General features: G+C 73.2%; 18 protein-coding genes and 3 riboswitches. Of the genes, 9 read left to right on the top strand and 9 right to left on the bottom strand.

Annotated features, from left to right (window positions below; all coding sequences use genetic code 11):
* Positions 1 to 38 precede the first annotated feature (38 nt).
* Entirely contained in the window at positions 39 to 689 is a 651-nt protein-coding gene (locus B072_RS44810) for a DUF6226 family protein (protein ID WP_018534632.1), read from the top strand.
* Between the two features lie 55 nt (positions 690 to 744).
* Here the strand turns inward: B072_RS44810 and B072_RS0134945 are convergent, their stop codons facing one another.
* Positions 745 to 1,815, bottom strand: a complete 1,071-nt coding sequence (locus B072_RS0134945) for a GlxA family transcriptional regulator (protein ID WP_018534633.1) — start codon at positions 1,813 to 1,815, stop codon at positions 745 to 747.
* A 71-nt stretch (positions 1,816 to 1,886) separates the two neighbouring features.
* Between B072_RS0134945 and B072_RS0134950 the strand changes: the two genes are divergently transcribed.
* The gene (locus tag B072_RS0134950) at positions 1,887 to 3,152 is read left to right on the top strand and encodes an MFS transporter (RefSeq protein WP_234018986.1); all 1,266 of its coding nucleotides are present in this window, start codon (positions 1,887 to 1,889) and stop codon (positions 3,150 to 3,152) included.
* Here B072_RS0134950 and B072_RS0134955 read toward each other — a convergent pair.
* A complete protein-coding gene (locus tag B072_RS0134955) occupies positions 3,131 to 3,826 on the bottom strand; it encodes a DUF899 family protein (RefSeq protein ID WP_018534635.1) in 696 nt (231 codons plus the stop codon). The genes B072_RS0134950 and B072_RS0134955 overlap by 22 nt on opposite strands.
* A gap of 228 nt (positions 3,827 to 4,054) precedes the next feature.
* Here B072_RS0134955 and B072_RS0134960 point away from each other — a divergent pair, with 228 nt between their 5' ends.
* On the top strand, positions 4,055 to 5,458 hold the full coding sequence (locus tag B072_RS0134960) for an aminotransferase class V-fold PLP-dependent enzyme (protein WP_018534636.1): 1,404 nt from the start codon (positions 4,055 to 4,057) through the stop codon (positions 5,456 to 5,458).
* 14 nt (positions 5,459 to 5,472) lie between these two features.
* On the opposite strand, the gene B072_RS0134965 is transcribed toward B072_RS0134960, so the two are convergent.
* Both B072_RS0134965 and B072_RS0134970 read right to left on the bottom strand, forming a co-directional pair.
* Positions 5,473 to 7,077, bottom strand: coding sequence for an ABC transporter permease (locus B072_RS0134965; RefSeq protein WP_018534637.1), 1,605 nt, complete (start codon positions 7,075 to 7,077; stop codon positions 5,473 to 5,475).
* 112 nt (positions 7,078 to 7,189) lie between these two features.
* On the bottom strand, positions 7,190 to 8,335 hold the full coding sequence (locus B072_RS0134970; RefSeq protein WP_018534638.1) for an ROK family transcriptional regulator: 1,146 nt from the start codon (positions 8,333 to 8,335) through the stop codon (positions 7,190 to 7,192).
* A gap of 228 nt (positions 8,336 to 8,563) precedes the next feature.
* On the opposite strand from B072_RS0134970, the gene B072_RS0134975 reads away from it, so the two are divergent.
* From B072_RS0134975 to B072_RS0134990, 4 genes are all read left to right on the top strand, one after another.
* On the top strand, positions 8,564 to 9,115 hold the full coding sequence (locus B072_RS0134975; RefSeq protein ID WP_018534639.1) for a SigE family RNA polymerase sigma factor: 552 nt from the start codon (positions 8,564 to 8,566) through the stop codon (positions 9,113 to 9,115).
* Positions 9,112 to 10,479 carry a PQQ-binding-like beta-propeller repeat protein gene (locus tag B072_RS0134980; protein ID WP_018534640.1) on the top strand — a complete coding sequence of 456 codons (1,368 nt, stop codon included), beginning with the start codon at positions 9,112 to 9,114 and terminating at the stop codon, positions 10,477 to 10,479. Before B072_RS0134975 ends, B072_RS0134980 begins: the two co-directional genes overlap by 4 nt.
* A gap of 139 nt (positions 10,480 to 10,618) precedes the next feature.
* Positions 10,619 to 10,742, top strand: a riboswitch (cobalamin riboswitch).
* A 61-nt stretch (positions 10,743 to 10,803) separates the two neighbouring features.
* On the top strand, positions 10,804 to 11,190 hold the full coding sequence (locus tag B072_RS0134985) for a hypothetical protein (protein WP_026246616.1): 387 nt from the start codon (positions 10,804 to 10,806) through the stop codon (positions 11,188 to 11,190).
* Positions 11,187 to 11,873: a (2Fe-2S)-binding protein gene (locus B072_RS0134990; protein ID WP_026246617.1), complete on the top strand. Its 687-nt coding sequence runs from the start codon at positions 11,187 to 11,189 to the stop codon at positions 11,871 to 11,873. The genes B072_RS0134985 and B072_RS0134990 overlap by 4 nt, the downstream gene beginning before the upstream one ends.
* Before the next feature lie 7 nt (positions 11,874 to 11,880).
* Here B072_RS0134990 and B072_RS0134995 read toward each other — a convergent pair whose 3' ends face one another.
* From B072_RS0134995 to metE, 4 genes are all read right to left on the bottom strand, one after another.
* The gene (locus tag B072_RS0134995; RefSeq protein WP_018534643.1) at positions 11,881 to 12,885 is read right to left on the bottom strand and encodes an ABC transporter substrate-binding protein; all 1,005 of its coding nucleotides are present in this window, start codon (positions 12,883 to 12,885) and stop codon (positions 11,881 to 11,883) included.
* Positions 12,886 to 12,917: 32 nt separating this feature from the next.
* Positions 12,918 to 13,679 carry an ABC transporter ATP-binding protein gene (locus tag B072_RS0135000; protein ID WP_018534644.1) on the bottom strand — a complete coding sequence of 254 codons (762 nt, stop codon included), beginning with the start codon at positions 13,677 to 13,679 and terminating at the stop codon, positions 12,918 to 12,920.
* Positions 13,680 to 13,752: 73 nt separating this feature from the next.
* Positions 13,753 to 14,856, bottom strand: coding sequence for a FecCD family ABC transporter permease (locus tag B072_RS0135005; protein ID WP_420707605.1), 1,104 nt, complete (start codon positions 14,854 to 14,856; stop codon positions 13,753 to 13,755).
* A gap of 105 nt (positions 14,857 to 14,961) precedes the next feature.
* Positions 14,962 to 15,094, bottom strand: a riboswitch (cobalamin riboswitch).
* Positions 15,095 to 15,151: 57 nt separating this feature from the next.
* Positions 15,152 to 17,476: a 5-methyltetrahydropteroyltriglutamate--homocysteine S-methyltransferase gene (gene metE, locus B072_RS0135010; RefSeq protein WP_018534646.1), complete on the bottom strand. Its 2,325-nt coding sequence runs from the start codon at positions 17,474 to 17,476 to the stop codon at positions 15,152 to 15,154.
* Positions 17,477 to 17,636: 160 nt separating this feature from the next.
* Positions 17,637 to 17,862, bottom strand: a riboswitch (cobalamin riboswitch).
* Positions 17,863 to 17,886: 24 nt separating this feature from the next.
* On the opposite strand from metE, the gene B072_RS0135015 reads away from it, so the two are divergent.
* The gene (locus B072_RS0135015; protein ID WP_018534647.1) at positions 17,887 to 18,309 is read left to right on the top strand and encodes an NUDIX domain-containing protein; all 423 of its coding nucleotides are present in this window, start codon (positions 17,887 to 17,889) and stop codon (positions 18,307 to 18,309) included.
* Positions 18,310 to 18,316: 7 nt separating this feature from the next.
* Here the strand turns inward: B072_RS0135015 and B072_RS0135020 are convergent, their stop codons facing one another.
* A complete protein-coding gene (locus tag B072_RS0135020; protein WP_018534648.1) occupies positions 18,317 to 19,048 on the bottom strand; it encodes a TetR/AcrR family transcriptional regulator in 732 nt (243 codons plus the stop codon).
* Between the two features lie 88 nt (positions 19,049 to 19,136).
* On the opposite strand from B072_RS0135020, the gene B072_RS0135025 reads away from it, so the two are divergent.
* Positions 19,137 to 19,997 carry an SDR family oxidoreductase gene (locus B072_RS0135025; RefSeq protein ID WP_018534649.1) on the top strand — a complete coding sequence of 287 codons (861 nt, stop codon included), beginning with the start codon at positions 19,137 to 19,139 and terminating at the stop codon, positions 19,995 to 19,997.
* Positions 19,998 to 20,205 lie beyond the last annotated feature (208 nt).

Here is a 20,205-nt window from a genome sequence, read left to right on the forward strand (position 1 = left end):
CCGAGGGATCGGGCCGTCGCGGCCGTAGGGTCTTCGGTATGGATCACGCAACACTGCTCAGGGCCGTCGACGAGGCGTTCGCCGTGACGGGCGCGGACACCCCGCCCTGGGCCGATCCGCACGACGGCGTCGAGGTGCGCGACGAGGAGTACTCGCGCTGCCTGGACCCGGGGAAGTACCGCATCCTCGCCGCCCGGGCCGACGCCTGGGCGCGGGCGCTCACCGGGCTCGGGCTCGCGGCGGCGGAGACGGTGGAGCACCCGACGGAGATCTGGCGGCACAGGCCCGAGACCCCGCTCGACAGCGCCGTCCTGGTGCGCCCCGTGCGGCCGGACGCGGCGGTGCTGGTCTTCGGGTTCGCGGCCGTCGACGACGTGCCCCGGACCGTCGTGATGATGGGTGCGGGCGACCCCGCGGTGCGGCTCGAACAGGTCCCGGACTGCGGCTGCGACGCCTGCGACGACGGCTCCGCCGGTCTCCTGGAGGTGATGGACGACGTCGCGCTCGCCGTGGTCACCGGCGCGTTCGTGCACGTCGACGCCGGACAGGACCGGAAGATCGTCGACACGGGCGACGGCTGGTCGGCGACGAACTGGAGCCCGCCCGCCCCACCGGTCGAGGGCGTCCTGGCCGCGGCGCGCGCCGGGCGGTCGCCGTACGAGGTCGCGCGGGGAGCGGCCTGGTACTGATCCACCTTGCTACCCCGCTACCCCGCTGCCGGAACACGGCCCGTCCGCCTCTCCTTCATGAGGTGGCACTCATCGACCGCCGTGCCGGGGCTCCCGGGACCGTGGTGGTCGCCGATGTCCGTGCGGCCGTGTCCTCCTGGCCGGCCCTCCGCGTCCGGAAAGCGCGGCGGTACGCGGCGGGCGTGGTGCGCAGGGCCTCGTGGAAGCGGCGGCGCAGGTTGACGGCCGAGGAGAGTCCGACCCGGCGCGCGATGGTCTCCACGGGGAGGTCCGTCTCCTCCAACAGGGCCCGGGTGGCGGCGATCCGACGGTCCAGGAGCCAGCGGCCGGGGCTGATCCCCAGCTGCTCGGTGAACCGCCGGGTCAGCGTACGGGCGGAGACCTGCGCGCGGACCGCCATCTCGGCGACGGTGACCGGCTGGTCGAGGCGCCCGGACAGCCACTCCAGGAGCGGGGCGAGCGAGTCGGCGACCGGCCCGGAGGCGGGCAGTTCGGCGTACTGCAGCTGGCAGCCCTCGCGGTGCGGCGGCATCACCAGCTGCCGGGCGATCCGCAGCGCGTACGCGGCGCCCTGGTCGTGGCTGACCAGATGCAGACAGAGGTCCACCGCCGCCGCCCCGCCGGCGCTGGTGGCGACGTCGCCGTGGTCGACGTAGAGCACGGCGGGGTCGACCCGGACCCGCGGGAACCGGGCCGCCAGTTCGGCGGCCCTGGCCCAGTGCGTGGCGGCCCGCCGCCCGTCGAGGAGCCCGGCGGCGGCGAGCACGAAGGCGCCCGAGCAGAGGCCGACGATCCGCGCCCCGCGCTCGTGGGCCCGGCGGACCGCGGCGACCACCGCCTCCGGGACCTCGGCGCCGGGCGACCGCTGCCAGCCGGGGACCAGCACGGTGTCCGCACGCTCCAGCGCGTCAAGACCGGCCGTGACGAGCAGGTCGTACCCGGCCTCGGTGCGGACCGGGCCGGGACGCTCCGTGCAGACCTCGAACGCGTACCGGGCGGGGACCGCGGGACCGTGGTCGCCGAAGACCTCGCTCGCGCAGGCCAGCACGAAGGTCGCCTGCGGCGGCCGCGCGAGGGCCACCACGCGGTGCGGCGCGGGGGATTCGGCGTACGGGGACGGCGTCATGGCGCGAAAGTACCTGTTCATGTCGTCCGGGACACTGGGATTGCCGAATGGTCCAGTCCAATATCGGTCCCGTGACCAGCGAGCAGACAGAGACGCCCACCGCCAGGACCGAACCGCCCGTCGCCCGGCCCCCGTTGTGGGACCGGCGCTTCACGCTCTACTTCGCCGCCCGCGCGGTCTCGCTGTTCGGCGACGCGATGATGCCGGTGGCCGCCGCGCTCGCGGTCGGCGCGCTGTACGGGATCACCGGGGCCGGGCTCGTCCTCGGCGTGTGGACCGGGACGTTCGTGCTCCTGGTCCTGTTCGGCGGGGTGTTCGCCGACCGGTTCGGGGCGCGCCGGATGATGGTCGGCGCGGACCTCGTCCGGGTGCTCACGCAAGGGGTGCTGGCCGTCGCGTTCTTCACCGGCGCGCCGCCGTTCTGGCTCCTGGTGACCATGGCCGCGGTGGCCGGCGCGGCCGTCGCGATGTTCCTGCCGGGTGTGAACGGCATGGTCCCGCTGGTCGCCCGCGAACCGCAGCGGGCCAACGCCACGCTCAAGGTGGCCGACGCGCTCGCCCATCTGCTCGGCCCGGCCCTCGCGGGCCTGCTCATCGCGGTGAGCAGTGCCGGGACCGTGTACACGATCGACGCGGGCACCTTCCTGCTGAGCGCCCTGTGCCTGGCCTGCCTCCGCCTCGCCCCGACGAGCACCGGACCGGCGGCCCGCACCGGCAGCTCACTGCGGCGCGATCTGCGCCAGGGCTGGCGGGAGTTCCGCGCCCGCACCTGGATGTGGTCCGTGATCCTGGTCTGGGTCGTCTTCGGCGTCCTGCTGTTCGGGCCGCTGGTACCGCTGAGTTCGGCGCTGATCGGCGACCGGCTCGGCCCCAACGCCTACGGCCTGGCCGTGTCCTTCCTCGGCGTCGGTACCGTCCTCGGCGGCCTGCTGGCCCTGCGCCTGAGCCCGGCCAGACCGCTCGCCGCGGGCACGCTGGCCCTGACCCTGTACACCCTGCTGCCGCTCAGCGCGGCCCTGGCCACCGGGCTGCCGCCGCTCCTCGCGGGCCATGCGCTCGGCGGTGGCGCCCTGGCGTTCTGGTCGGTGATGTGGGCGACCAGCGTCCAGACCCACACCCCGCCCGAGGTCCTCAACCGGGTCTCCGCCTACGAACTGGCCGGCTCCGTGTCCGGGATCGCGCTCGGCCAGATCCTCGCGGGCCCGGCCACCGCGCTGGCCTCCCCGGAGCGGCTGCTCCTGGTGTCCGCGGGTGCCTGCCTGGCGGGCTGCGCGGCCCTGTTCGCGACCCCGGCGATCCGTACCCTGCGGCGGGCTCAGCCGTCGGTCTCACCGTAGGCCGCCGCGATCTCCTGCGGCGTCGCCCACTTGCTGTACGTGGGGGACTTGGGCCACCCCGCGGGCGAGTCCTGCCACTCCTCCTGCCGCCCGTACGGCAACAGATCGACGAGCCCGAACAGATGGCTGAGCTGCTCGGTGCCGCGGCCGTCCGTGTGCCAGGTCCGGTACACCGTGTCGCCGTCGCGCAGGAACACGTTGACCGCGAACCCGGCGTCCGGCGGGGCGCCGACGTCGCCGCCGAAGGGGCTGCGCGCCGTCGAGTACCAGTCCATCGTGTTGCCCACCTTGTGCCTGTACGCGAGCGCCTCGTCGATCGGACCCTGGGTGACGATCACGAACCGGGCGTCGAACTTCTCCAGCCCCAGGAGCCGGGTGAACTGCGAGGTGAAGCCGGTGCACCCGCCGCACTGCCACTCCGCTCCCTCGTGCCACATGTGGCTGTACACGATGAGCTGCGGATGCTCCCCGAAGAGCTCGACGAGCCGCACCGGTCCCTCGGCGCCCTCCAGCACGTAGTCCGGCATCTCGACCATCGGCAGCCGACGGCGCTGCGCGGCGATGGCGTCGAGCTCACGGGTGGCGGCCTTCTCCCGCACCCGCAGCGTCGCCAGCTCCTTCTCCCAGGTGGCGCGGTCGACGACGGGCGGCAGGGCGTTCTCGGCGCTGGACATGATGCCTCCGGGTGGTCAGGTTCCTGTTCACGAGTACGGACTCCCGGGCGCCCCGGAACTCATCGGTGCCCCGCCACGGACCGAGGGGGTCCGCCCCGAGGCGGTCTGGACAACCGGCTGCGGCTGACTGATATTGCGGCCAGGCCGAGAGATGAGCGGCGAGGGGCGACAGGCGAGGGGCGGCGCGCGAGACCGGGGTGGAACCGCCCGCCGCCGGAACGGGGTGGCATGGGGCACGACGGGCAGGACGACGAGTTCTTCGCGGGGCTGCGCGCCGACGACTTCGGGTATCTGGACGCGACACGGCAGGTGTATCTCGACCACACCGGCGCGACACCGGTGCCGCGCGCGCTGGTCGACGCGCACGCGGCACGGCTGCGTGGCGCCGCGTTCGGCAATCCGCACACGGAGAGTCCGGCCTCGGCGGCCTCGACCGAACTGGTGGAGGCGGCCAGGCGGCGGGTGCTGCGGTTCCTGGACGCCGACCCGGCCGAGTACACGGTGGTGTTCACGGCCAACGCGTCGCAGGCGGTGAAGCTCGTGGGGGAGTCCTATCCGTTCCGCGGCCGCACGGGCCCGGCGCTGCTCCTCACGCAGGACAACCACAACTCCGTCAATGGGGTAAGGGAGTTCGCCCGCTCGGCAGGCGCCCGCGTACGCCTCGTGCCGTTCTCCGGGGACGAGCTGAGGGTGGACGGCACGGCCGTGCGCGACGCGCTCGCGGCACGGCGCCGAGGCCTGTTCTGCTATCCGGCGCAGAGCAACTTCAGCGGCGTACGGCATCCGCCGGAGTGGGTGGAGCGGGCCCGTGACGCGGGCTGGCACACGCTGCTCGACGCGGCCGCGTACCTGCCCACCGGGACGCTGTCGCTGCGCCGGACGCCCGCCGACTTCGTGGTCGCGAGCTGGTACAAGGTCTTCGGCTACCCGTCAGGCGTCGGCAGCCTGGTGGCGCGGCGCGAGGCGCTAGCCGTGCTGCGCAGGCCCTGGTTCGCGGGCGGCACCATCCAGGTGGTGAGCGCGCAGGCGCGCTGGCACCGGATGGCCCAGGCCCCCGCCGCGTTCGAGGACGGCACACCGGACTTCCACTCCGTGCCGCAGATCGCCACGGGCCTCGACTGGTACGAGTCGATCGGCGCGGACCGCGTCGCGCGTCATGTCACCCGCCTCACCGACCGGTTACTCGGCGGCCTTGCCGCGCTGCGGCACCCGGGCGGCCGCCCGCTCGTCCGCGTCTACGGCCCGCGCGGCACCGAAGGACGGGGCGGCACCGTCGCGTTGAACGTCCTCGACCCGCGAGGACGCATCGTCGACGAGCGGATCGTGGCCCGCGAGTCCTCGGCGGCGGGCATCTCGGTGCGCACCGGCTGCTTCTGCAATCCCGGGGCGGGCGAGGAGGCCTTCGCCATCACTCCGCGACTGCTGCGGCGCACGGGCAGCGGCCGCGGGCGCGCCGACACGATCGACGGCTACATCGAGCGGCTCGGACTGCCGTCGGGCGGCGCGGTGCGCGTCTCGCCCGGCATCGCCAACGTCGCCGACGACATCGACCGGTTCCTGGACTTCCTGCGCGACACCTTCGCCGCCGCGACCCCGGCCACGGGCGCGCTGGCCCCGCGCCTGTCCTGCTGAGTCGGCGGCCCGGGTCACCTTCCGAGCCGGTGCGCCGCCGGGCAGCGGCGGCGCAGCACCAGCCACGCGGCGACGAGGAGGACCACGGCGACACCGGCCAGGACCACCCAGCCGAACCAGGCCGCGCGCCCGAAGCTGTCCCCGTACGAGGCGAGCAGCGCCCGGCCCTCCGCGCCGCCGCCGCGCCACAGCTCATCGAGGTCCGCACCGGAGCCGAGCGCCTCGAACGCCCACCGGTTGGTCATCGCCACGCTGATCCAGCGGCCGCCCGCGGCCATCCGCGGCACGGGCACGAACGCGCCCGAGAACAGCACCTGAGGAAAGCAGAGCAACGGCAGGACCAGCGCGGCCTGGCTGGCTTCGGAGACGAGCGCCGAGCAGCACAGGCCGAGGGCGAGCGCCGCGAACGACGCCAGCGCCGTCGTCACGAACAGCGACAGATGCACGGACAGCGCGGCCTGCGGCAACCGGTCCAGGGCGCGCAGCACCACGAGCAGCAGCGCGTCCGCGAACAGCAGCACGGGCCCGAGGACGGTGAGCTTGGCCAGCAGGTACGGGCCAAGACGCAGCACGGTCCTGCGCTCGCGGCGCAGCACCGCCAACTCCCCACAGATCTGCGGCAGTCCGTACGCGAGCCCGAAGAAGAACGCCCCGAACGCGATCCAGAACAGCACCATCGCCGAGGCCGCGGGCGACGGATCGTCCAGGTCGAAGACGCCCGGCCGGAACAGCAGCGCGAACATGGCGATGATGATCAGCGGTGAGCCGATCGTGATGGCGGCGGTGAGCCGGTCGTGCCGCAGCAACTGCAGATCGCGGCCGGTCAGGACGGCCCACTGGCGCAGCCTGCCGGTGGCCGGCGTGAACGCGGTACGCGTCAACTCGTGCTCTGTGGCCGCCTCTTGAGGTGCCGTATCGGCCTCTACGGAGTACAGCGCCTCCAGTGTTCTGTCCGGCGAGGTCCGCAGCAGCTCGTCCGGAGTGCCCGACGGTCCGGGCCGCCCGTTCGGCGCGATGAACAGCACCTGGTCGCAGCGGAGCAGGTCCGCGGGCGTGTGCGTGGTGAACACGACGGTGACGCCGGTCGCGGCGAGCCGCGTCAGATACTCCGTCAACTGCGCCCCGGCCAACGGGTCGAGCCCCGACGTCGGCTCGTCCAGGAACAGCAGCCGGGGCCGCGACAGCAGCTCGATCGCGATGCCGGCCCGCTTCCGCTGCCCGCCGCTGAGCGTCCGCACCGGCTGCCCGGCCACCGCGCTCAGCCCCAACTCGTCCATAACCAGGGGGACTTCGGCAAGGTCCGTGCCGCGCAACCGGGCCGCGTACTCCAACGCCGTACGCAGCGGCAGCGCCCGGTGCACGATGTCGTCCTGCGGCACGAATCCGTGGCGCAGCGCACCCGGCGGCGCCTGCACCGACACCCGCCCCGCGTCGGGCGCCCGCAGCCCCGCGAGCACCTCGAGGAGCAGGGTCTTGCCCGCGCCGCTGCCACCCGCGATCCCGAGCACCCGGCCGGGCCCCACGGCCGGCACGGCGATCCCGGACAGCACCGGAGCACCGGCGAGTGCCAGCCCGATTCCGCTCGCCGAGAGCTCCACCCCGGTACGTTCCTCGGCCATCGCCACGCGCCCTCCCTGTCCGCCCCGCCCTCGACCGGCCCGCCCGGCCCCCTGGACCTGCCCCGCAGGCGCGCGGGATACGCCCGCGCCGCGGCGGGGTCCGCCGCCGGTGCTACGTCCCGGACGGCCCGCTGCCCAGGGCGTACGTCTGGATGGCGGTGGCGGCGGCGCCGCGCGCCCAGTCGGTGAAGTCCGTGCGCCGGACGACGACGTCGAGCGTGCTCGCGTACGGATTGCGGCCCTGGCGCAGCGCCGCGTCGAAGGAGGCGCGGCCCACGTCGGCCAGGCGGATGCCGTCGCCGCTGAGGACGACGCGGTCGGTCATCGTCATGTTGCCGACGGCCGCGGTCAGCCGGCCGAGGGCCGTCGCCGCGTCCCCGACCGTGCGGGCGGCGACCGGGTCACCCGCCGCGGCGAGGTCCAGGCAGGTGTCGTAGTCGACGTCGCGGCCGAGGCCCAGCGAGACCCGGTGCCGGATCGCCGGGATCGTCAACATCGCCTCGGCGCACCCCTGGTGGCCCTCCGAGCAGAGCGGCCCCAGCGGGTCCAGCGGGTGGTGGCCGAGCAGGCCGACGGCGGCGTCCGGACCCGTCCGCGCCCGGCCGTGCGTGACCAGGCCATAACCGATGCCCTCGCCGATCGTCAACAGGGCGAAGTCGTCGTACCCCTTGCCCGCGCCGAACCACTGCTCGGCCCGGGTGAGCGAGACCAGGTCGTTGTCGACGACCACCGGGCAGCCGAGCGCCGCCCCGCACGCCGGGCCCAACGCGACGTCCCGCCAGCCGAGATAGCGTGCGCTGGCCACCGTCGCATGGTCGACGACCTGCCCGCCGAGACTGACGCCCGCCGCGGTGAAGCCCGGGCAGCGCCCCTCCCGGAGCGTCCGCGCCAGTTCGGCGACCGCGGCGATCACGGTCCCCGGGTCGCGGTCCGGCAGCGGGCGTCGCCCGTGCGCGAGGATCTCCGCCCGCATCGACGTGACCACCCCGTACGCGGTGTCGGCGGTCAGCTTCACGCCGAGGAAGTGGTGCGCCGCCGGGCGGATGTCGAGCGGCCGGGTCGGACGGCCGGTCAGCGGGTCGTGCTCCACCGGCATCTCCACCAGCAGGCCCGCCGCGACCAGCGGTTTGGTCAGCCGGGTCAGACTGCCCGCGGAGAGCCGCAGCCGGCGGGCCAGTTCGCCGCGCGGCAACGGTCCGTCGAGGAGCACCGCGAGCGCCACGTCGCGCGCGGAGCCGGTCAGGGGGGACCAGTTCACGGTCTGGGCGCCTCCGTTCGGATCGACCGGCCGACCGATCTCGTCAACCGGCCGACCGTGGCGTGAGACTAGCCTTCCGCCACGAAAGCCACCACACACCGGGCAGCGGGAGAACCCTGCGCGGTGCGGGGCGTACCGATCGGGCGCCCGGCGAACCGGTTCGGAACAGCAGACATAGATTGCCGGTGCTCCACGCGTCTATGGGGGCGTCAAGAAACGGGAGGGCCCATGGACCCGCAGGACCACGAGAGATTCCGGGAGTTCGTCGACTCCCGGTGGGGCGCCCTGCTCCGCGTGGCGAACTTGCTCACCGGCGGCGATCAGCACGAGGCCGAGGACCTTGTCCAGACCGCGCTCATGAAGGCGCTGGACCGCTGGCGGCAGGTCGAGGACCCCGAGAGCTACGTGCGCAAGGTGATGTACCGCCAGCAGGTCAGCCGGTGGCGGCTGCGCCGGCCGCACCGTGAGGCGACGTTCGCCGCGCCGCCGGAGAGCCTCGGCGTCGCCGACGGCACCCACGCCGCGGACCTGCGCATCGCCGTGGGCCAGGCGCTGGCCCGGCTCACCCCGCGGCAGCGCACGATCCTCGTCCTCCGCTACTTCGAGGACCTGTCGGAGACGGACGTGGCGCACACCCTTGGCTGCTCGGTCGGCACCGTCCGCTCCACCACCCACCGGTCCCTGGCCCGGCTGCGCCGCCTCGCGCCGGACCTCGGCACCCCCGCGCAGCACGCGCTCACCGTCACGAGCAGCAACGCCCCCGAGGGAGCCCGCGCATGAACGCCGACCAGCTGGACCACGTGATCCGGGACGTCCTGCACGACTGGACCCCCGACAAGCCCGCCGCTTCCACGGGCGTCGCCGACCGCATCCTGCGCCGCCGCCGGCGCCGGAACACGATGCGGGTGGCCGGCGCGGTCCTCGGCATCGCCGGCATCACCATCGGCACGGTCCTCACCACCAACGGCACCGGCCACGAAGCCGCACCGTCGCCGGCCTCCGGCATGAGCACCGAGAGCAAGCTGCTCTGGCGGACCACGCTGCCCACCGATTCCTGGGACGCCTGCACGCTCGGTCCCGGCGCGGTCTACTGCCGGGGAAGCGCATACGACGCGATCGGCCTCGACGTCCGTAACGGAAAGATCGACTGGCAGCGGAAGTCCGGAGACCCGCACGGCGGCAGCACGCCGTCCGGATCCCTGGCCGGGACGCGGAACGGAGTCCTGTACACCTACGCCGATCACTCGCCCGGCGCAGACATGGCAGGGACCGACCTCGTCGCCGTCGATGTCGAGAGCCACAAGGTGCTGTGGCGGCACAAGATGGCGGACGACAGCCGCGACGAGTTCGCCGCCGTGCGGTTCGACGGCGGGATCCTCGCCAACACCCCCACCTTCAAGAGCGTGGCCGCGCTCGACGACAGGACGGGGCGGACGCTGTGGACGTACAAGTGGAAGCAGGCCGACTGCGACCCGGCCTCGATCGGAGGCGTTCCCTACCTGGTGTGCTCGCCGGACAGTGACAAGTCGCCGAAGCCGAGCAGCGTCGTCCGCCTCGACCCGAAGACCGGGGAGGCGCGGACAGTGGCGACCGTCAAGGGAATGACCATGCACATCGGGACGGACGGCGACACCGTGCTCCTCGGGGGCCTCGCGGGCGGGCAGAAGTTCTTCAGCGACCCGGGACCCGCCACGCTGACCCGCGTGGACACCGGCTCCGGCAAGGTCACGCAGCACCGCGTCGACGGCATCCCGATGGGGAAGGTCGTCGACGGCAGGATCCTGCCGGGCGGCGGCGACACCGCCGTCGCCCGCTCGGCCCAGGACGGCCGGCGCATGTGGTCCCGCGACCTCGGGCTCACGCTGCGCGAGGACCTCGACGCCCCCATGGCGAAGGAGCTGACCTCAGACGCCGCCGTGGACCTCGGCCGCCGCGTCGCGTACTACCTCGACCCGACAGGCCACATGGTCGGCGTCGACCTGGACAGCGGAGCGGTGCGCTGGCGCGGCGCGGTCGAGCTGCCGAAGAGGCCGGTTCGGGCGGGCATCGCCCCCGAGCTGATGGTCTCCGGGCACAGCCTCGTCGGACAGGTCGACGGCCAGATCTTCCGGATCGAGCCGCAACTGAAGGAGGCGGGTTCGTAGTTCGCGGTCACCGCGGTGACGATCGACGCCCTACGGCTGTGGCTGTGGCTGTGGCTGTGGCTGTGGCTGTGGACGTAGGGCGTCGATCGGCGCCGCGGCCCGGATGGCATGATGGCCGACGACATGGGCGACGGCGGCCAGAGGAAACCGGTGCGAATCCGGTGCGGTACCGCCACTGTGATCGGCGAGCGGATCCCGAAGAGCCACTGCCCCCGGCGGGCGGGAAGGCCGGGACGAGCATCGACCCGAGAGCCAGGAGACTCACGCGGTCGCCTCCTCGACGGACCCCGGGGCGGACTTCCCCGGTGAGAGGGGTGAGGCGGCATGCCCAAGAGGCCGGCCGACACGGCGAAGACAGGGCGGGACCGAGGGGTTCCCTGCCGGGTGGTGGTGTGCCGCGACTGCTGTTGCGGCAGCGCCAAGGTGACGGGCGATCACGCGGCCCAGACCGCACGCTTGCGGGAGATCGCCCCGGTGCGGGTCTCGGAGTGCCTCGACGTCTGTGACCAGGCCAACGTCATCGTCGTCCAGCCGTCGACGGCCGGACGCGCGGCGGGCGCCCGACCGGTCTGGCTGGGCCTGGTCAACGATCGTGACGCGACCGAGGACATAGCGGAGTGGGTCAGTGCCGGGGGACCGGGAGTCGCCCCCTGCCCGGAGATCCTCGATCTGTACACCTTCACCCCGCCGCGCCGGGTCACGTCACCATGAGCGGGCCGTCACAGGGCGCGCCCGTCACGGACGTGGCCGAGGCGCTGCACGATGTCGCGGGACTGGGCGGATTCTTCGTCCTCGGGACGGCGGCGGGGCGCGGGCATCGGGGGAGCGGGCGACTCACCCCCGCGGAGTTCGCGGTGCTCGCCCGCACCGTCAACGATCGCTGGGGCACGGACGAGGCCCGCGTCGGCTTCTCCATCGCGCAGCTGGGACTGGCGGCCCGCCTCTGGTCACCGGTGCTGGCCTGCGCACTCCTGCACGGCATCGTGCCGGACCTGAGCACCGTGGAGTGGGCGGAGGGCGGCCCCGCGCTTCGCCTCGCCGAACCCGAGGAGCACCCCACCGCGAGCCCTTCGTCCCTGGCGGCAACCGTCTACGCCGCGGTCAACGGCCCCTTGGAGACCCTGGAAAGGCAGCTCACCGTCAAGATCGCACCGGGCCTGCTGGCCGGGAACGCCGCCTCCGCGCTGGTCGGATCGGCGGCGGTCCTGCTCCGGGCCCGACCCGACCTGCGCGGAGAACTCACCGCTCTCACCCGGGAGTTGCTGGACACGGGGCGGCTGCGCGGCACCGGCCGGATCACCGGCCGGGACCTGACGTTCCGCCGCCGCAGTTGCTGCCTCTTCTACCGGGCCCCGGGCGGCGGAACGTGCGGGGACTGCTGCCTGACGGGCTGAGCGACCTTCAGGACCCGCTCGTCCGGCGCAGGTACGCCCCGAGCCGCTCGATCGCCGAGGGATTGCGCGGGCTCTCCACGAGGTCGGCGTAGTCCAGGGTGTAGATGCGCTTGTTCTTGATCGCGGAGACGTTCCGCAGCGGGGGGTACGAGAGCAGGAACTTCTTCTTCTGCTCGGCGCTCGGCGATCCGTAGTCGTTGATGACGATGACGTCCGGGTTCCGCTTCACGACCGTCTCCCAACCGACCGTCGTCCACGAGTCCTTGAGGTCGTGCAGCAGGTTGACACCGCCGGCCTCGCCGATGATCTGCTCGGGAGCGGCGTAGCGGCCCGAGGTGAAGGGCTGGTCCTGACCGCTGTCGTAGAGGAAGACCTTCGGCCGGTCCGCGCCCCGGGGTGCCTTCGCGCGCACGCCGGCGACCGTCGCCTTGTACGTCCTGATCAGCTTGTCGGCGCGCTCCTCGACGCCGAAGATCCGGCCGAGGTTCGTCAGGTCCGTGTAGAGCGCGTCGAGCGGCGGCATGATGCCGCGCGAGGTGCCGGTGCGGGCGTTGCGGCAGGACTCGGTGAGCAGGTACGTGTCTATGCCCTCCTTGTGCAGCTCGTCCGGCGTCAGCTCGTTGTCGCTGAAGCCGTAGTTCCAGCCGGCGAAGACGAGGTCGGCGCGCGCGGACAGCGCCGTCTCCTTGGTGATGCGGTCCTTGGAGAGCCACTTCACCTCGGCGTACGCGTCCTTGTACGGCAGACCGTCGACGGAGCCCTTGTCGGACGGCATGACGTATCCGGCCATCCGGTCCTCCAGGCCGAGCGCGAACATGAGCTCGGTGATGCCGACGTCGTTGGTCACCACCCGCTCGGGACGCCGGTCGTACGTGACCTTCTTGCCGCAGTTGGTGACGGTCACCGCCCGCGACGTCGCGGCCTTGTCGTCGGGTGCGACTCTCGCGCCGCAGCCGGTCAGGGCGAGGGCGGCGGCGAGGCCGAGCGAGGCGGAGGACAGGAATGTGCGCACAGGAGCCTTCCAGGGATGCGGATGCGGGTCGGTCAGTGAGTCAGCGGGTCGAAGAGGAACTGGGTGACACCGCTCTCGGGATGGCGCACCCGGTGTGCCCGTACGCCGAAGACGTCGGCGAGCAGTTCGGGGGAGAGGACCTCGTCCGGCGGGCCCGAGGCGACGATCCGGCCGTCGTGCAGGACGTGCAGCCGATCGCAGTGGGCGGCGGCGAGATTGAGGTCGTGCAGGGCCGCGAGCACGGTCGGCCCGCTCGCGCGGATCCGGCGCAGCACGTCGAGCTGGTGGGCTATGTCGAGGTGGTTCGTGGGCTCGTCCAGGACGAGGACCCGCGGCTCCTGGGTGAGCGCGCGGGCGATGAGCACGCGCTGCTTCTCCCCGCCGGAGAGCGACAGGAAGCCGCGCGCGGCGAGGTGCGCCACCCCGGCCCGCTCCAGAGCCCGTCGGCAGATCTCGCGGTCCCGCGCGGCGGTGCGGTCGCGGTGCGGCAGGCGGCCCATCGCGACGACCTCGGTGACCGTGAAATCGAAGTCCGTCGCCGACTCCTGCGGCAGCGCGGCGAGCAGGCGCGCCGCGCCCCGGGGCGTCATGCCGTGCACGTCCTCGCTGCCGACCCGGACGACTCCCGCGTCGGGTCGCCGTGCCCGGTAGACACACCGCAGCAGCGTCGACTTGCCGCTGCCGTTGGGCCCGACCAGTCCCACGAAGGTTCCGGCGGGCGCGTCGAGGGTGACCTCGTCGACGAGCCGCGCGCCCGCCACCTCGACCGACACGCCTTCGACGTCGAGCCGCACGTCTCCTCCTCCAGAACAGGAACAAGCTTCTACGGGTACGGGTGGAACGGTGATCGGGCGGGGACCCGGGAACTCAGCGCCCCGCGAGAGCGTGACCGCCGCGCCGCATGAGCAGCAGGAACGCCGGCACGCCGAGAGCGGCGGTCACCACGCCCACAGGCAGTTCGGTCGGCGCGAGCAGCACCCGCGACAGCACGTCGGCCCACACGAGAAGAACCGCCCCGGCGAGCGGCGCCACCGCGAGCACCCGCGTGTGCGAGGCGCCCACGAGCATCCGCACGAGGTGCGGAACCATCAGCCCGACGAAGCCGATCGCCCCGCTCACGGCGACGACCGTGCCCGTCACGGCCGCGGTCACGACGAAGAGTTCACGGCGCAGCCGGTCGGGCGGCACCCCCAGCGCGGCCGCCGTCTCGTCGCCCATCGCGAGCGCGTCGAGCGCGCCCGACCGCAGTCTGAGCCACAGCCAGCCGGTGAGCACCGTCGCGGCGGCCACCGGCACCTTCGGCCACGTCGCCCCGCCCAGGCTGCCGAGCAGCCACATCATCGCGGAGCGCGCCGCCTCGCCCCGTTCGGCGCCGAAGACCATGACGGTCGTGACCGCCTGGAACCCGTAGGCGAGTGCCGTGCCGGTCAGGACGAGACGCAGCGGGCTGAGTCCGAGCGGGGAGCGCGCCACCGCGTAGACGAGGACGGTCGCGGCGAGCGCGGAGACGAAGGCGGAGAAGGACAGCGCCCAGACGCCGAACCCGGCGAGCGCGCCGAACAGGATGACCGCGTTGGCGCCCACGGCGGCACCCGAGGAGATGCCGAGGACGAAGGGATCGGCCAGAGCGTTGCGCACCAGCGCCTGCACCGCGACCCCGACCGCGGCGAGACCCGCGCCGACCACAGCCGCGAGCACCACGCGCGGGAAACGGATCTCCCACACGATGGTGTACGCGCCCGCGTCGTCCGCGCCGAGACTTCCCCCGCTCAGCCCGGCCCACACGAGCCGCAGCACCTGGCCCCGGCCCATCCCCGTCGCACCGAGCGCGACCCCGCACGCGAGCGACGCGAGCAGCACGAGCGCGAGCCCCACGACGAGCGGGGCCGTGGGTATGCGACCGCGTGCGACGGGCGCGGGGGCGGCAGCGGGCACGGCGGCAGGGGCACGTGGAGCGGTGGTGCGGGACAAGACGGGCGCACATCCTCCGGGTTGGCGCCACCGGCGGATCGCGCAGGGCACCAGTACGGCCCGGGGCCCCTGGCGGTCCCTGCTCGCAGTCCACGGCGAGCGGTCGACGGGTCGCACACCTGCCGCGGGCGATCGGACTCGCGTGACCTGAGCAGGCCACGCACACCGTTGCGGGTCAGTGCCGGATTTTCACCGGCTTCCCCCACGGGAGGCATCGGCAGCGTACCAAGCGGAGGTAAAGGAGGCCCCGGGCCGGGGTACCGCGGTGCCCCGGCCCGACGCGGACGGGAGCGGATCAGGACGTGGACGTCCCCAGCTCTTCGCGGACGGTGCGGGCCGCCGCGACCAGGTTCTCCAGGGAGGCGCGGGTCTCGGCCCAGCCTCGGGTCTTCAGACCGCAGTCCGGGTTGACCCACAGCCGCTCGGCCGGGATCGCCTCAAGTGCCTTACGCAGCAGGGCCACCGCCTCCTCGGCGCTCGGGACGCGGGGCGAGTGGATGTCGTAGACCCCGGGGCCTGCCTCGCGCGGGTAGCCGTGTTCCGCCAGCTCGTGGGCGATCCGCATGTGGGAGCGCGCGGCCTCCAGGCTGATGACGTCGGCGTCGAGGTCGTCGATGGCGCGGACGATGTCGCCGAACTCCGCGTAGCACATGTGGGTGTGGATCTGGGTGTCCGGGCGTACGCCGCTGGTGGCGAGGCGGAACGCCTCGGTGGCCCAGGCGAGGTAGGCGGCGTGGTCCGCCGCGCGCAGCGGCAGCGTCTCGCGCAGGGCGGGCTCGTCGACCTGGATCACCGACGTGCCGTTCGCCTCGAGGTCGTCGACCTCGTCGCGCAGGGCGAGGGCGACCTGGCGGGCCGTGTTGCCGAGCGGCTGGTCGTCCCGGACGAAGGACCAGGCCAGCATCGTGACGGGTCCCGTGAGCATGCCCTTGACGGGACGGTCGGAGAGCGATCGGGCGTACGTGGTCCAGCGCACCGTCATCGGCCCGGGGCGGGAGATGTCGCCGGCCAGGACCGGCGGGCGGACGTAGCGGGTGCCGTAGGACTGGACCCAGCCGTGCTGCGTGGCGAGGTAGCCGGTGAGCCGCTCGGCGAAGTACTGCACCATGTCGTTGCGTTCGGGTTCCCCGTGCACGAGGACGTCGAGCCCGGTCTTCTCCTGGAAGGAGACGACGTCGCGGATCTCGTTCCTGATGCGTTCCTCGTAGCCCGCGGTGTCGATGCGTCCGGCCCGCAAATCGGCGCGGGCGGCGCGCAGTTCACCGGTCTGCGGGAACGAGCCGATGGTGGTCGTCGGCAGCAACGGCAGGCCCAGGTGGGCTCGTTGGGCGGCGGCCCGCTCGGCGTACGACGGGGAGCGGCGGGCGTCGGCTTCGGTGACGGCGGCGGCGCGGGCCCGGACCGCCGGGTCACGGGTGATCGGCGAACCGGCGCGCGAGGCCAGATCGGCCCGGTTGGCGGCGAGTTCGGCCGTGATGCTGTCCGTGCCCCGGGCCAAGCCCTTGGCGAGCGTGGCGATCTCGGTGGCCTTCTGCCGGGCGAAGGCGAGCCAGCGCCTGATCTGCGGCTCGATGTCGCGCTCCAGGGACGTGTCCAGCGGAACGTGGAGCAGCGAGCAGGAGGCGGCGACATCGACCCGGTCGGCGAGCCCGAGCAGGGTGCCGAGCGTGCTGAGGGACTTCGCCAGATCGTTGATCCAGACGTTGCGGCCGTCGACGACACCGGCGATCAGACGCTTGCCGGGCAGCCCGCCCACGGCGGCGAGCGCGTCGAGATCGGCCGCGGCCGCACCGGTGAAGTCGAGGGCGAGGCCCTCGACCGGGGCCTTGGCGAGGACGGGCAGGGCGTCGCCGAGCCGGTCGAAGTAGGAGGCGACGAGCAGCTGGGGCCGGTCGGTGAGGGCGCCGAGGTCGCGGTAGACGCGGGCGGCGGCGTTGAGCTCGGCCGGGGTGCGGTCCTGCACGAGGGCGGGCTCGTCGAGCTGGACCCACTCGGCACCGGCCGCGCGCAGGTCGGCCAGGACCTCCGCGTACACGGGCAGCAGCCGGTCGAGCAGCGTCAGCGGATCGAAGTCGGCGGCGACCCCGGGCGCCGGCTTCGCGAGCAGCAGGTACGTGACCGGACCGACGAGGACCGGCCGGGCGGCGAGCCCCAGCGCGCGAGCTTCCTCGAACTCCGCGACCTGCTTGGTGGAGTCGGCGGCGAACACCGTGTCCGGGCCCAACTCCGGTACGAGATAGTGGTAGTTGGTGTCGAACCACTTGGTCATCTCCAGCGGCGCCACGTCCTGCGTGCCGCGCGCCATGGCGAAGTAGCCGTCCAGCGCGTCCGCCCGCACCGCGGCGCGGTGGCGCTCGGGGACGGCGCCGACCATGACGCTGGTGTCGAGCACATGGTCGTAGTACGAGAAGTCGCCCGTGGGTACTTCGTCGATGCCCGCGGCGGTCAGCTCGCGCCAGTTCGCGTGGCGCAGTCCGGTGGCGGTGGCCCGGAGGGCGTCAGCGGTGACGCGGCCCTTCCAGTAGCCCTCGATCGCCTTCTTCAGCTCGCGCTGCCGTCCCTGGCGGGGGTAGCCGAACACGGTGGCCCGGCCTGCCTCGGATGCGGTCCTGGTGGTCACGGATTCTCCTTCGAGAGTCGTATCCCTGAGATCCCGAAGACCCGTGAGGCGCGAAGGAGCGACAGACCGGCGGCGCGACGTCGCGCGGCGAGGCGCGGTGGTCCGCTCGGTATGTACGCCGACCCGCCCTCGAGGTCACCGGGATGTCCGCGCACGCGTGGTGCGGGCACGGGCAGTTGGCAGGTCTTCGGACTCGCGGGCGCGTCCCGTACACGTACGGAACTCCTACTGGCCGTCGCTTCCCAGGTCCCGTTCCTCGGGCCCAGTGCGTATGACGGCGGTCGTTCCCACTCACCGCTGCGGGGCAGTCCCGGATTCCCACCGGGTTCCCTCTTGCGACGCATCCCGCCTGGCGGACGGGGCGAACCAGCTGCGCCGACCAGCCTACGGGACACGTGCACAATGCGTGGATGGATCACATCGACCCCACCGTCATGCAGGTCGTCGCCGCGGCCGTCGTCGAGGACGGGAAGCTGCTCGTCGTCAGCAAGCAGGCGGCGCCGGACATCTTCTACATCCCCGGCGGCAAGCCCGAGCCGGGAGAAGAGCCGGAAGAAACCCTGGTGCGCGAGCTGCACGAGGAGTTGGGGGTCACGCCGGGAGCGCTCGAACGGCTCGCGGTGGTGGAGGAGACGGCGGCCCTGGAGGGTGTACCGATGCGGCTGACCGTCTTCGCCACGACCCTGAGCGGCGATCCGGTCCCCGCGGCCGAACTGTCCGCCCTGCGCTGGACCGACGGGCTCGACCCGGAGCTGCGCCTCGCCCCCGCCGTCGAACACCACCTGCTGCCCCTGCTGCGCGGCAGGGGCGAGATGGCGCCGGCCGTCGACTGACGCGGAGTCAGGCCGACTGTGCGCCCCCGTCCGCCGCGAGACGGGTGAGCCACTCGCGCAGCAGGCGCTGTTCGGCGTCGCTCAGTACGTCGGCGTCGTCGGGGAGGGCGGCGCGCAGCGCGCGGGCCGCCGGGGCGGGGCCGGACTCCGCCGTGGCGGAGACGGTCGGTTCGGCGCGGGTGACGGCGGTGACCATGCACTCGCGCAGGACGGTCAGCAGCGCCGGGTCGCGGCGCTCCGCCGGGGTGGCGTGCCAGGTGGTGACCGCTCCCTGACCGGTGGCCTGGATGATCTGCGCGGCCAGCTCCTCGCCGACCCGCAGCCACCCCCCGGCCGCGAGGCGTCGCACCCGGCCGCGGAGGATCTCCAGACCCGCGCGGTGTGCCATGTCCGACCCCCGGCCGGTGGCCCGGTTCATCACCGCGAACAGTTCGGGGCGCGCGACCCCGAACTCCACGACCATGTCCCAGCCGCGGCGCAGCTCCTCCACCGGATCCTCCGGCGCGGGGTCGAGCTGTGCGCGCTTGCTCTCCAGGAACTGCGCGTAGCCGTGCTCGGCCACCGCCTCCAGGAGCCCCTCCTTGTCACCGAAGAGGCGGTAGATCGCCGGTGGCTGCATCCCGGCCGCGGCGGCGACCGCGCGGGTGCTCACCGCGTCGGGCCCGCCGCTCTCCAGCAGGTCGACGGCCGCCTCGACGATGCGTCGGCGAGGACTTTCGGTGGTGTCACGGATCGGCATGAATCGATGATATCCATCGTTTGCTTCCATCGTTAGTATCGGTGTTACCGTTGAGGAGATTCCACTGGAAACATCGAAGGGCAACCCCATGATCATCGTGACCGGAGCCACCGGAAAGCTCGGCCGCCGCACCGTCGAACGCCTCCTGGAGCGCGTCCCCGCCGACCGCGTCGGGGTCAGCGTCCGCGACCCCCGCAAGGCCCAGGACCTCGCCGACCGCGGCGTCCGCGTCCGGCAGGGCAGCTTCGACGACCCCGCCTCGCTCGCGCACGCCTTCGAGGGAGCCGAGCAGGTGCTCCTCGTCTCGCTCGACCGGGTGGGCGAGGAGTGCGTCACCGGCCACCGTGCGGCCATCGACGCCGCCGTGAAGGCAGGCGTCGGCCGCATCCTCTACACGAGCCAGATGGGCGCCGCGCACGACTCCCGCTTCCAGGCGTGCCGCGACCACGCCCGGACCGAGGATCTGCTGCGCGCCACCGGCCTGCCCTGGACCGCACTGCGCAACGGCTTCTATGCCGCCAGTGCCCTGCAGTTCCTGGAGAGCGCCCGCCACACCGGCGACATCGCCCTCCCCGCCGACGGCCCCGTCACCTGGACCGGCCACGACGACCTGGCCGAGGCCACCGCGGCGATCCTCGCCGGCGAGGCCCGCTTCGAGGGGCCCACGCCGCCGCTCACCGGCCGGGCGGCGCTCGACTTCGACGCCGTCGCCGAGATCGCGACCCAGGTCTGCGGGCGCCCCTTCACCCGCACCGTCGTTTCCGACGACGCCTTCCGCGAGCAGACCCTGGCGCACGGCGCCCCCGCCCCGATCGCCGACCTGATGCTGAGCATCTTCGCGGCGGCGCGGAACGGCGAGTTCACCGCCGTCGACCCGACGCTGGCCGAACTGATCGGCCGGGAGCCCGTCGGCTTCCGCGCCCAGCTGGAGCAGGCCTGGGCCGTATAGCCGTAGAGGCGATGACGCCGCGACGGGGTGCCGAGCCCCGGGCAAGTGCCCGTACTTCTGCGGGGAGTCGGTCGGGGCGGCCTTGGCACCGTCCAGGCTTTAGCTTAATCTGAACGAAAGTCCTGACGCCGAAGGGACCTCGGCGTCAGAATTTCGAACACCGTGTGCGTTTGCCTCTGTTGAGGCCGGAGCCCCGGCAGCGCCCGAC

The sequence above is a fragment of the Streptomyces sp. HmicA12 genome (assembly GCF_000373565.1).
GTDB lineage: Bacteria > Actinomycetota > Actinomycetes > Streptomycetales > Streptomycetaceae > Streptomyces.

Bases quoted from the DNA above. Each gene is read 5' to 3' on its own strand.
- B072_RS44810 (WP_018534632.1), top strand. From the start codon at position 39: ATGGATCACGCAACACTGCTCAGGGCCGTCGACGAGGCGTTCGCCGTG.
- B072_RS0134945 (WP_018534633.1), bottom strand. From the start codon at position 1,815: ATGACGCCGTCCCCGTACGCCGAATCCCCCGCGCCGCACCGCGTGGTG.
- B072_RS0134955 (WP_018534635.1), bottom strand. From the start codon at position 3,826: ATGTCCAGCGCCGAGAACGCCCTGCCGCCCGTCGTCGACCGCGCCACC.
- B072_RS0134960 (WP_018534636.1), top strand. From the start codon at position 4,055: ATGGGGCACGACGGGCAGGACGACGAGTTCTTCGCGGGGCTGCGCGCC.
- B072_RS0134965 (WP_018534637.1), bottom strand. From the start codon at position 7,077: ATGGCCGAGGAACGTACCGGGGTGGAGCTCTCGGCGAGCGGAATCGGG.
- B072_RS0134975 (WP_018534639.1), top strand. From the start codon at position 8,564: ATGGACCCGCAGGACCACGAGAGATTCCGGGAGTTCGTCGACTCCCGG.
- B072_RS0134980 (WP_018534640.1), top strand. From the start codon at position 9,112: ATGAACGCCGACCAGCTGGACCACGTGATCCGGGACGTCCTGCACGAC.
- B072_RS0134985 (WP_026246616.1), top strand. From the start codon at position 10,804: ATGCCCAAGAGGCCGGCCGACACGGCGAAGACAGGGCGGGACCGAGGG.
- B072_RS0134990 (WP_026246617.1), top strand. From the start codon at position 11,187: ATGAGCGGGCCGTCACAGGGCGCGCCCGTCACGGACGTGGCCGAGGCG.
- B072_RS0135015 (WP_018534647.1), top strand. From the start codon at position 17,887: ATGGATCACATCGACCCCACCGTCATGCAGGTCGTCGCCGCGGCCGTC.
- B072_RS0135020 (WP_018534648.1), bottom strand. From the start codon at position 19,048: ATGCCGATCCGTGACACCACCGAAAGTCCTCGCCGACGCATCGTCGAG.
- B072_RS0135025 (WP_018534649.1), top strand. From the start codon at position 19,137: ATGATCATCGTGACCGGAGCCACCGGAAAGCTCGGCCGCCGCACCGTC.